The 10,354-nt window shown below is 71.8% G+C and carries 12 protein-coding genes and 1 pseudogene; 4 read left to right on the forward strand and 9 right to left on the reverse strand.

What is annotated here, in order from left to right:
- Window positions 1–91: 91 nt before the first annotated feature.
- The 8 genes and pseudogenes from ACFU6I_RS46110 to ACFU6I_RS46145 all read right to left on the reverse strand — a co-directional run bounded on the left by ACFU6I_RS46110 (window position 92) and on the right by ACFU6I_RS46145 (window position 5,111).
- Window positions 92–811, reverse strand: coding sequence for a sulfite exporter TauE/SafE family protein (locus ACFU6I_RS46110; protein WP_384379872.1), 720 nt, complete (start codon window positions 809–811; stop codon window positions 92–94).
- 3 nt (window positions 812–814) lie between these two features.
- Window positions 815–955, reverse strand: a complete 141-nt coding sequence (locus ACFU6I_RS46115) for a hypothetical protein (protein ID WP_384379875.1) — start codon at window positions 953–955, stop codon at window positions 815–817.
- A gap of 735 nt (window positions 956–1,690) precedes the next feature.
- Complete coding sequence (locus tag ACFU6I_RS46120; RefSeq protein WP_384379878.1) at window positions 1,691–1,951, reverse strand: SUMF1/EgtB/PvdO family nonheme iron enzyme; 261 nt, start codon at window positions 1,949–1,951, stop codon at window positions 1,691–1,693.
- Window positions 1,952–2,016: 65 nt separating this feature from the next.
- Window positions 2,017–2,379: an SUMF1/EgtB/PvdO family nonheme iron enzyme gene (locus tag ACFU6I_RS46125; protein ID WP_384379881.1), complete on the reverse strand. Its 363-nt coding sequence runs from the start codon at window positions 2,377–2,379 to the stop codon at window positions 2,017–2,019.
- A gap of 129 nt (window positions 2,380–2,508) precedes the next feature.
- Window positions 2,509–2,823 (reverse strand): hypothetical protein, encoded by a 315-nt coding sequence (locus tag ACFU6I_RS46130; protein WP_384379905.1) that lies wholly within the window; start codon window positions 2,821–2,823, stop codon window positions 2,509–2,511.
- Complete coding sequence (locus tag ACFU6I_RS46135; protein WP_384379884.1) at window positions 2,796–3,584, reverse strand: sulfatase/phosphatase domain-containing protein; 789 nt, start codon at window positions 3,582–3,584, stop codon at window positions 2,796–2,798. Before ACFU6I_RS46135 ends, ACFU6I_RS46130 begins: the two co-directional genes overlap by 28 nt.
- A 49-nt stretch (window positions 3,585–3,633) precedes the next feature.
- Window positions 3,634–3,825, reverse strand: a pseudogene (locus tag ACFU6I_RS46140) (sulfatase-like hydrolase/transferase); the annotation flags it as partial.
- Entirely contained in the window at window positions 3,822–5,111 is a 1,290-nt protein-coding gene (locus ACFU6I_RS46145; protein ID WP_384379888.1) for an alkyl sulfatase dimerization domain-containing protein, read from the reverse strand. The pseudogene ACFU6I_RS46140 and the gene ACFU6I_RS46145, both read right to left, overlap by 4 nt.
- Window positions 5,112–5,214: 103 nt before the next feature.
- Here ACFU6I_RS46145 and ACFU6I_RS46150 point away from each other — a divergent pair, with 103 nt between their 5' ends.
- Window positions 5,215–5,865 (forward strand): TetR/AcrR family transcriptional regulator, encoded by a 651-nt coding sequence (locus ACFU6I_RS46150; protein ID WP_384379891.1) that lies wholly within the window; start codon window positions 5,215–5,217, stop codon window positions 5,863–5,865.
- Between the two features lie 115 nt (window positions 5,866–5,980).
- On the forward strand, window positions 5,981–7,624 hold the full coding sequence (locus tag ACFU6I_RS46155) for a class I adenylate-forming enzyme family protein (protein WP_384379894.1): 1,644 nt from the start codon (window positions 5,981–5,983) through the stop codon (window positions 7,622–7,624).
- A 173-nt stretch (window positions 7,625–7,797) separates the two neighbouring features.
- Here the strand turns inward: ACFU6I_RS46155 and ACFU6I_RS46160 are convergent, their stop codons facing one another.
- Complete coding sequence (locus ACFU6I_RS46160; protein WP_384379897.1) at window positions 7,798–8,574, reverse strand: SDR family oxidoreductase; 777 nt, start codon at window positions 8,572–8,574, stop codon at window positions 7,798–7,800.
- 264 nt (window positions 8,575–8,838) lie between these two features.
- Here ACFU6I_RS46160 and ACFU6I_RS46165 point away from each other — a divergent pair, with 264 nt between their 5' ends.
- Together ACFU6I_RS46165 and ACFU6I_RS46170 are read left to right on the forward strand one after the other, a co-directional pair.
- Window positions 8,839–9,696 carry a TIGR03619 family F420-dependent LLM class oxidoreductase gene (locus ACFU6I_RS46165; RefSeq protein ID WP_384379900.1) on the forward strand — a complete coding sequence of 286 codons (858 nt, stop codon included), beginning with the start codon at window positions 8,839–8,841 and terminating at the stop codon, window positions 9,694–9,696.
- A gap of 38 nt (window positions 9,697–9,734) precedes the next feature.
- Window positions 9,735–10,226, forward strand: coding sequence for a nuclear transport factor 2 family protein (locus ACFU6I_RS46170; protein WP_384379902.1), 492 nt, complete (start codon window positions 9,735–9,737; stop codon window positions 10,224–10,226).
- The last annotated feature ends 128 nt before the right edge of the window (window positions 10,227–10,354 follow it).

Raw genomic sequence — 10,354 nt, forward strand, 5'->3', positions numbered from 1 at the left:
AGCTACCTCGCAGGCCTCCACCTTCGCGCCTCGATGATCTGGATCAAGGACCTCACACGGACCGCCCATTGATCACAACCAAATACGCGCCCTAGAGGCCAAGGGCCAGCACCGCAACCGCGGTGACAGTGAGCCCGCCGAGCACGATCAGCCGGAAGCGTTCCGCCGGGACGCGCCGGAAGACGCGGTCACCGATCGCCCAACCCAGCGGCAGGCCCAGCACACCCGTCGCCGTCAGGAGCAGCACACCCGTGGAAAGGTGCCCCATGGCGATGAAGGAGGCGACCGCAACCGCGTCCTGCCCGCAGAACACCGCCTGCAGCGTTGCCCGGTAGCGGCGCGGCTCGAGCCCTTGCAGGGCCAGCACCAGCGGGGGGCCGTTCATGCCGGTCGAGGTAAGGAGCCCACCGCTGACGACACCGGCTGTCCACGCCGTGGCGCCTCCCTCGGGAAGGCGCACACCGAGCGATAGCAGCCCGACCAGAGCCAGCAGCACACCACCGATCAGCCGCGTGAGAGTGTGCTCGTCGCAGAGCGCCAGCGCTACCAGACCGAGCGGCATGCCGAGCACCCCGGCAAGGGTGAGGCGCCGGACCTGCACAGCATCCGCGTGGAGCCGCTCGTGTCGCCAGGAACCGGCGGTGAGCACCAGACCGACCGTGGTGGTGGCGACCACCGCGGTCACCGGGTCGACCGCGAGCGCAAGGAGGGGTACGGCGACCAGTGCGGAGCCGAAGCCCGTCACCGCCTGGGCGAGCGCGGCGAACAGGAAGACACCGAACGAGGCAGCGGCGAGGAGCAGGTCAGCCACCGGTCAACGGAAGGTCCGTGGCCACGGGGCGGCCTCCTCGAGCTGCGCAGCCAGGCCGAGCAGCACCGGCTCCGCACCGAGGTCGCACGCGAACTGCACCCCGCGCGGCAGGCCGTCGGGCGTCGTCCCGAACGGCACGGACATGGCAGGCATCCCGGTCAGGCCGAACACGCCGGTGTACGCCGAGTACCTGCACCGTCTGCGCCGAGATGGCGACACTCTCAGGGGGGACGACCTCACGGCAATCTTCGCGACGGTCCAGTGTAGGGGTGAGGACATCGGGAGCATCCATGCCTATTCCTGTCTGTATAGGTCAGCGGACGACGTGGTGGCAGGCCACCTGGTGAACTCAGGATGGCTGTGGCACCCATGCCGACCGCGGGGACGTCCTCGTTCCAGCGGGTCTGGATGGCGCCGAGGATCTTCTGGGGTCTCCGCCTCGTGCGTCTCGGCCTGCAGCCGGGCGAGGAGCTTGTCCATCTCGGGGTTCTTGTAGCCGGAGGCGTTCAGAACCGACGCCGAGTCGTACTGGGCCGGCGGTCAGCGACTTCGCGAGCCACGGAACGTACTCGCTCCTCTCCGGCTCACACCACATCAGGGTGTCGTAGACCGCCGCCAGGGCGCTTCCGCCGGACGCGCCGTTGAAGACCGTCTTGCTCGGGTCCAGGCTGCGCGGCTCGGAGTAGTCGGCGATGGTGAGGGGGTCGCCTTTGACCGGGTCGCCACTCGACGGCTGCTCCCCCACCAGCCCGAACTGGTAGCGGCCGCGCTCGGCGGCCGGCTTGGCGTCGTCGCCCGAGGGCGACGAGCACGCTGACGTGACCATCACGCCGGCCGTCACCGCGACCACGAGGCGAGTCCTGACTCGTGCGGCTCGCTTCACTGTGTCCCTCCGGTGAATAGGTGGCGCGCGGTGGGGCAACTCCGCTGGGTCCATGCCTGAAGTGAAGACGCTAAAAGTGCCCCCGAGGCCCACACATGACGCATCCCACTGGCCGGGAGGGCGGTTTGGTGTCCAACATTTCTCACGCATCGGAATCCGGTGTCTCCGGCGGTGGAGGCCGGGGTGTTCGCGGAGCGTGCAGCGACCCGATGGCGGTGGCAGTAGGACGCGTGGCACAGGGAGGACCCGCCGCGCATGACCCGCCGGGTGCCGCTGTCCGGACGGTACCGGCGGCCTCCCACTCGGCCTCGGTGGACAGCCGCTAGCCGGCCCACGCGGCGTACGCCGTCGCATCGCGCCAGGAGACGTGGACAACCGGATGGTCCGGCCGGTCGGCGGAGTCGAAGCCGTCCGGCCGGCGCCGGCCCGCTCCCTCGACGACCAGCCACCACGGGGCTCCGTCGACCCGCCCGGCGACCTCCCTGGCGGGACCGCGGTGGGCGAGGTGGAAGGCGGCAGAGGCACCGAACTCCTCGGCGCCGGTGATGCGCCCGGTGCCCGCAGCTGACGCTGCGAACTGTTCGTTGGTCACGGCGGTGGCGTCCAGGCAAAGGCCGGGCAGCGTGACCTGGTGCACCGGCCACTCGCCGGCCTCGGGGCGGCCCTCGCTGAAGGCGTCCCCCATCGCGAACGCGCCGCCGGGGATCGACAGCTGACCGGTCAGGTCACGCCGCCTCGCGGGTGCGGCCGTGGGCTCCGGACCGCTCCCCTCCCGGCGGGCCGGGAGAAGAGCAGCACGGTCCGGTGATCCCGGTCAGCCATCGAGTTCGATGTCGACGCGCGCGACGGTCCCGCCCCGGAACGGGTTGATCACCGGGTAATCGCCGACCGGGAAACCGGTGTTGAGGCCGATGTCGAAGGTCTCGTCGATGGAGAAGACCGTCGGCGGGGTCGCGACGACGCGGCCGTCCTCGGCCGTCTTCCCGTCGACCACGAGGCCGATCGTGGTGCCCCGACCGCGTCCGCCCCCGTCGTACCGCAGGACCACCTCGACCTGGTGCCGCCCGGGCGCCAACGACGTTCCGGTGAGCACGAGTTCGGCTATCTCGAAAGTGCGGTAGGCCAGCACAGGCCGGCCGTCCGGGCGAGCCAGAGGGCCCAGCCCGCGGCGCGCCCACCCATCGAGGCGACGACCCCTTGCGCGGTGCCCTCCCCCACGTCCCGGACGGCGCGCAGGTGCCAGGAGCGGCCCACCATGCGCGGGGCCCGGCTCTCCGGGATTCCGACGGTGCCGGCGTGAAAGGTGAAGCTGGTGCGGTCCTCGACCAGGTTGGGCATCGGGGTGCGCGAGACCCGGGCGTCGTGAAGGGGCAGGATCCCGACCCGTTCGGCGTGCTCGGTGACGAGCGCGGTCAGTTCGGCCAGCCGCTCGGGTTCCTGTTGCGCGAGGTCGTGCGCCTGGCTGAAGTCGGAGCGCAGTTCGTAGAGCTCCCACTCGTCGTCCTCGAACGGTCGGGGCGTCCCGCGGCGGCCCGCCGTCCACGGCACCCCGCCGTGGTGGGCCGAGGCCATCCAGCCCCGGTGATAGATCGACCGGTGCCCGTTCGCCTCGAAGTACTGCGTCTCGTGCCGCTCGGGTGCCTCGGGGTCGGCGGAGGAGTAGGCCAGGCAAGTGCCGTCCATCGGTAGCTGGGCCACCCCCTCCACCGTGTCGGGCTGGGCGATCCCGGCGAGTTCGAGAATCGTCGGTGCCAGATCGTTGACGTGGGTGAACTGCTCGCGGATGGCTCCGCGGTCGGTGATGTCGGCGGGCCAGGTGAGCACCATCGGGTTGTGGGTGCCGCCGAGGTGGGAGGCGATCTGCTTCATCCACTGGAAGGGCGCGGTCATCGCCCACCCGGCGGGGTACTGCGCGTAGGAGTCCGGGCACGCCTGTCACGTGCGGGTCACGGCCGGTCAGCAGGGACGCGCGGGTCGGCGAGCAGATCGCGGTGGTGTGGAAGCGGTTGTAACGCAGCACCTGAGCGGCCAATGCGTCGAGCGTCGGAGTGTCCACCGGGCCACCGAACGTACCGGGAGCGCCGAAGCCGACGTCGTCGAGCAGGACGACGACGTTCGGGCGGGGGCTCATGCTTCAACACCCGCGCTACGCACCCAGCGGGCGCTGATCCGGAGGTTCACCTGGGCCATCAGCGAGGGCTCGACCTGGGCCCGGGCCTCCAGCACCTCGCGGTAGCAGGCCTGGGCGGCCTTGTCGGACCGGTCGGCGAGGAAGGCCCACTCCGCGACATGGCAGGCCAGTCGCAGGTCCGTGCCGGCCAGGGTGCGGGCTCGCTCCACCAGTGTGGCCACTCCCCCAGCCAGGCGCGCCACTTCGGCGGCCTGTGCGTCCTGCGAGGAGGGCAGCAGATGGGAGGGGTAGCCGTCCCACCAACCGGAGTAGCGACGGATGACGTTGCGGCAGATGAACTCGGGCTTGTCGTAGATCGCGTGCAGCCGGGGGTGGTTGTGCAGGTCCTCGGGGATCTCCAGGGTGGCCACGATCTCGTCGGGCAGGACGCCGTCGTTGAGCCCGGTCAGGGTGTGGTCGACGATGATCCGCAGGTAGCGGGCGAGCGAGGTGAGCTCGTCGGCGACGGCTTCCGTCCCGGTGGCCGGGTCACCGTGGCCGGGGATGATTACCGAGGGGCGCAGCGCGGCCATCTCCTCGGCCGCGTCGGCCCATTCCTCGGCGTACCGCTGGACCTTCTTGGGGTTGCCGGCGTTGGGGAGGTAGCCGGTGACCAGGTCGCCGGCGGCGATGACGCCGCGCTCGAGGGCCCACACCCAGGCGGCGTCGTCGGTCTCGCCCTTGCCATGGTGTACGACGAACTGCTCGCCACCGACGGTCAGTTCGAGGCGGTCGTCGAACAGCCGGGTGGGCCAGACGAAGTCCTCGCGGGCGTCGGGCCAGGCCTTTCCGGCCGCGCCGGGCTGCTGGCCGTTGATCCGGGCGTTCAGGCCCGATGTCTTGATGTAGCGCTCGAAGTGGGCGGGCAGCGCGCGGTGCGCGACGATCCGGGGACGCTCTCCGGCGTCAAGGAACGCCCACAGGCCGAAGGCGTGGTCGCTGTGCCCGTGGGTGTAGACCACGGTGTGCAGCGGCTTGTCGCTGACCGAACGCACCGCCTGCAGCAGCGCCGGTCCGTCGCCGGCGCACCCGCAGTCGACGAGGAGGAGGCCCTCGTCCGTCTCGAACAGCGCGACGTTCACCATGCCGGGCTGGATGAACCACGTGCGCGGGGCGACCTCGACGATACGGGGCTCGAACCCCGATCCCTGGGAGCGGTCGAAGATGCGCCTCGCCTGTTCGGGGCTGAAGAGACCGAACGCGGCCCGGGCCGCGGCCTGTTGGTTCTCGGGGAACGTGAGTGTCATGAAGTCGTCCGTTCGCGGGAAAGGGAGCTTCCTTCGTGCGGGCGCACATTAAGGCGCATGCCTTAATGTGGTCAACGATCCGTCCCACTCACCGGAGGACCCCGTGGCAGACCCCAGCGCGAATACCCGCGCCCTCCTCGTCGACGTCGCCGAGCGCCTCTTCGCCGAGCGCGGGATCGACGCCGTCTCCCTGCGGACCGTGGGCGTGGAGGCTGGGCAGCGCAACAAGTCGGCGGCGCAGTACCACTTCGGTTCCCGGCAGGGCCTGATCGACGCCATCATCGCGGCGCGCTCGGCGCCGGTGGACGCGCGGCGGGCCGAGCTCGTGGCACGGGCGCGGGGCGCCACGCCCCCGCCGGACCTGCGGACCCTGGTCACCCTGCTCGTCCAGCCGCTGGCCGAGACCATCGAGGGCACCGGGGGAAGCACGTACTATCTGCGCTTCCTGGCGCGGGCCCTCGACGAGCCGTCCGTGCGCGCGGCCTGGCGCGACACCGCCACCACGCCCGCCTCGGTCCATCTCGTGCACCGCCGGATCCATGCCCTGCTCGGGGATCTCCCCCGCGACGACGTCGAGCGCCGTCTGGAATGGTCCGCGATGGTCAGCCTGCGCCTGCTCGCGGAGCACGAGCGCCGTCACCACGACGGCGGGTCGCAACCCGGGGCGCTCGCCCGGACCGTGCGGGAACTGGTGGAGATGCAGGTCGCTCTGCTCCGGTGCCCGACCGGGCCGTCGTCAGCAGTTCCCGCATAGTCGTGTCGAGGTGTCCCAGTGACCGGAACCACACGGGCAACGGAGGCCGGACTCTGGCCGACACTGGCCCGACCGCGATCCCAGTGGAGTCCCGATGCCCCCGGAGGAGTCCCCGATGACCAGCGACACCGACGCCCGCTCCGACGCCCTCGCCGTGATGGCCGGGCTCACCGGCCCCGGTTGCCGGTTCGAACTCGCCGAGGACGACGTCCTGGGCACCCGTCTCCCGGTCTTCACCCATCGCCGCCGTGCGCTGCATGAGGTGCTCCACGAGTCCGTCCGGTTCGCCGACCGGGAGTACGTCGTCACGGGGGACCGAAGGCTGACGTTCGCCGAGCACGCCGCCCAGGTGGCCTCGCTGGCACGGGTGCTGCGCGAGGAGCACGGCGTCGCCAAGGGCGACCGGGTCGCCATCGCCGCCGCCAACTCGGTCGAGTGGATCCAGACGTTCTGGGCCACCGTGTCGATCGGCGCCGTGGTGGTCGGTTTCAACGCCTGGTGGTCGGCGCGCGAGCTGGAGTACGGCGTCGGGCACGCGGCCCCCTCCCTGGTCGTGGCCGACGCCAAGCGGGCCGCCCTGCTCGCCGGGGTCGAGGTGCCCGTGCTCTCGGTCACGGAGGACATCTCCCGCTTCGCCGCCGCGTACGGCGACGAGCCGCTGCCCTCCGTTGACGTCGCCGAGGACGACCCGGCCGTCATCCTCTACACCTCCGGCACGTCCGGCCGTCCCAAGGGCGCGGTCCACACCCACCGCAACCTGTTGTCCGTCGTGGAGTACCACCGGCTGAACGACGCCCTGCTGAAGGCGTTCGGCGAGCCGCTGAACCCGATGGACCGTGTCCATCTGCTCGCCCTGCCGCTGTTCCACATCGCCGGCCTGCACAATCTGGTCGTGCCGCGCCTGGCGACGGGCAGCAAGATCGCCCTGTACGAAGGCGCCTTCGAGGCGGATGCCGTGCTGCGCATGGTGGAGCGTGAGCGGATCACGAACTGGGGCGCCGTCCCCACGATGGCCAACCGGCTCCTGGAACACGGCGACGTCAGCGGGTACGACACGTCCTCGCTGACCGCCTTCTCGCTGGCCTCCGCACCCTCCTCGACCCGGTTCAAGGAGCGGCTGCGCAAACAACTGCCTTTCGCGAAGGACTCGCTCGTGGACAGTTACGGCCTGACGGAGTCCTGTACCGCGATCGCCGTGGCCACCTCCCAGGACCTCGCGGAGGCACCCGGATCGCTCGGCCGGCCGGTCACCGGTGTCCAGTTGGAGATCCGCGATCCCTTCGGCGAAGCGCTTCCCGAGGGGGAGGAGGGCGAGGTGTGCGTCCGCAGCGCCTTCAACATGCTGGGGTACTGGGGCGACGAGGAGGCCACCGGGAACGCGATCGGCGAGGACCGCTGGCTGCGCACCGGCGACATCGGCTGCCTGCGGGAGGGGCGGCTGTATCTGACCACGCGCCGCTCCGACCTGATCATCCGCGGTGGGGAGAACGTCTACCCCGCCGAGATCGAGGGGGTGCTGAGCGCGTACCCCGACGTCTTGGAGTGCATCGTGCTCGGCGCCTCGCACCCCGACCTGGGCCAGGAAGTGGCGGCCGTGGTGGTGACAAGGGCCGGGTCCGCGGTCACCGAGGAGGCCCTGCGCGCGTACGCCGTCGGCGAGCTGGCCTACTTCAAGGTCCCGACGCGCTGGCGGCTCACCACCGAGAGCCTGCCCCGCAACGCGACGGGCAAGGTGATCCGCGCGTCCGTGCGGCCCTGACCCGGCCAGCTCCGGCGCCGGAGTCTGCCCGCCGTCCCGGTCCCGCACGGTCCGGGGCGGCGGAGGGCTTAGGGTCTTTCGTTCGGATCACGCCGGGCTCGCGTGCCCCGGCACCGGACCCCGCTCCCTGATCCGGCCTGATCCAAACGAAAGACCCCAGGCGACGTGGGCGCTCAGAACACCGACGGTCCGCGCAGCGTCGCCTCGGCTCCGCCGTCGGTGTAGAGCACCTGTCCGGTGATGTGGGTGTTCTCGGCCGAGGCCAGGAACGCCACCGCCCGGGCCACGGCCTCGGGTTCCATGTAGCCGCCCAGCGGCATCGGGACGGCGGTGTCCATCGCCCGCTTCATCGCCGGATCGTCGAAGAGTCCCGCGCTCATCGGGGTGAGCACCACGCCGGGGGCCACCACGTTCAGCGGGATTCCGGCATCGGCCCACCCTTGGGCGACGGCGGTCCGCCGGGCCCACTGGGCCAGTGCCGACTTCGACGAGGGGTAGAGCTGCCGCTCCCGCCCGTCCGCCATCGCTGCCCGGGCGTGGACCAGGGCGGTCTCCTCGTCGTCGGCGAGGCAGGCCGCCACGATGGCCGGGTCCGCCGGCTGGGTGCCGGAGATGGACCCGATCAGCACCACGCGCGAGGCCGATGATGCGGCGAGGGCGGGCCGCAGGGCCGTCACGAACCCGGTGCTGCCGAAGTAGTTCACGGTCACCATGGCCTCGCCGGGCACCGAGGTGCCGGCGCAGGTGACCACGGCGTCCACGACTCCGCCGGCCGCCCGAGCCGCGGCCTCGGCCGCCGCGGCGCGGCCGCCCGGCGTGGCCAGGTCGGCCTCGATCTCCGCACCCCGCAGGTCGACCCCGATCACGCGGTCGCCCCGCGCCCGTAGCAGTGCGGTGAGGGCCGCTCCGATCCCGGAGCCGGCTCCGGTCACGACGACGCAGCGGGTCATGGCATCTCCTCACATCGAAAGATCGCAGGCTCGGACGTGCGGACCGCCGTCCGACCGGAGCGGGCCGGACCGGAGGAACGGTTCGTCCGGGACTCGGGTCCGCATCCGACGCTACGGGGCGCGTGCGGGAGCGGGGACGCCCGTTCCCGGTGACCGGGAAGCGGGTGGGACGGCGAACGCCTCCCGCCCACCGGGACGAGGCCCGCCCGGTTCCCGCCTCACCGGTTTGGATGTGAGCTCCCGTACCGTACGAAAGAGGTGCCCATGCGACTCGGAATCACCAGTCCCGTCGTCACGGCCGTCCCCGGCGCGCACTCCCCCTGGGAGCGCACCGCTGGCATCGAGGAGCTCGGGGCGATCGCCGAGGCCGCGGACCGCTTCGGCTTCCACCACCTGACCTGTTCCGAGCACGTGGCCGTCCCCACCGGCATCGCCGAGCAGCGCGGGGGGACCTACTGGGACCCGCTCGCCACGTTCGGCTACCTCGCCGCCCGCACCAGCCGCATCCGGTTCGCCACGCAGGTCCTGGTGCTCGGCTACCACCATCCGCTGGGCATCGCGAAGCGCTACGGCACGCTCGACCGGATCTCGGGCGGCCGCCTCGTCCTGGGGCTCGGTGTCGGCAGCCTGGAGGAGGAGTTCGCCCTTCTCGGCGCGGCCTTCGAGGACCGGGGCGCGATCGCCGACGACGCCATCGCGGCGCTGCGGGCCGGTCTGTCGCAGAGCGAACCGGCGTACCACGGCAAGCACTTCGACTTCGAGGGCTTCATGGTGGAGCCGCATGCCGTGCAGGACCGGGTGCCGCTGTGGATCGGTGGCCGCACACCGCGTTCGCTGCGCCGCGCCACGACGTACGGCGATGGCTGGGTCCCCTTCGGGCTCTCGCTGGAGAAGCTGCGGGAGATGGTCGATGCGGCCGATCTGCCCGAGGGTTTCGAGGTCGTCCTCAGCGCCGGCCGTCCGCTCGATCCGGCCGGGGCCGGGGAGCGTACGGCGGTGGCGCTGCGGAAGGTCGCCGAGGCCGGCGCCACGCTGGTGAGCGTCTCCCTCGCCGCCGAGTCGGCGGCCCATTACGTCGAGCAGGTCGAGGCGCTGGCCGCGATCGCCGCCGATCTCACCTGAACTCCGCGGATCTCCGCCCCCGTTCCGACAGGAGAAACATGATGGATGACCGGATCGCCGCGCTCGAGGCACGGCTGCGGCAGTTGGAGGACGAGCGGGAGATCGCCCGCCTGATGGCGTCGTACGGGCCGCTCGTCGACAGCGGGGCGGCGGACGAGGTCGCCGCGCTCTGGGAGCCGGACGGCGTGTACGACATCGACGAGGTCTACCTCGCCGGTCGGGAGCAGATCCGGGCGATGGTGCGTTCCGATGCCCACCGGAGCTGGATCCGAGGAGGATGCGCGCACGTGGTGGGGCCCCCGCACGTCACGGTCGACGGCGACGAGGCGGTCGCGGTGTGCCACTCGCTGATGGTCGTGCACGAGAAGGGCCGGTACGTCGTCCGCCGGGCCACGGCCAACCACTGGCAGCTGCGGCGCATCGGGACCGGCTGGCGGGTCACCACCCGCACCAACCGCATCCTCGACGGGCGCCCCGACTCCCCCGAACTGCTGAACAACGGCGTGCGGGGCGAGAAGGCACGCGGCTGAGCGGACGTGGGGGTGGCGGGCCCCGCGGCCGGGGGGGGCACCCCCACAGGGGGGGCCCCGGGGGCCGCCCGGGGGGGGCCCCGCGCGGGGGGTACCCACCGCCCCCCCACCGGGGGGTGGAGTAAAAA

Source organism: Streptomyces sp. NPDC057486 (genome assembly GCF_042802415.1).
GTDB classification, from domain to species: domain Bacteria; phylum Actinomycetota; class Actinomycetes; order Streptomycetales; family Streptomycetaceae; genus Streptomyces; species Streptomyces yanii.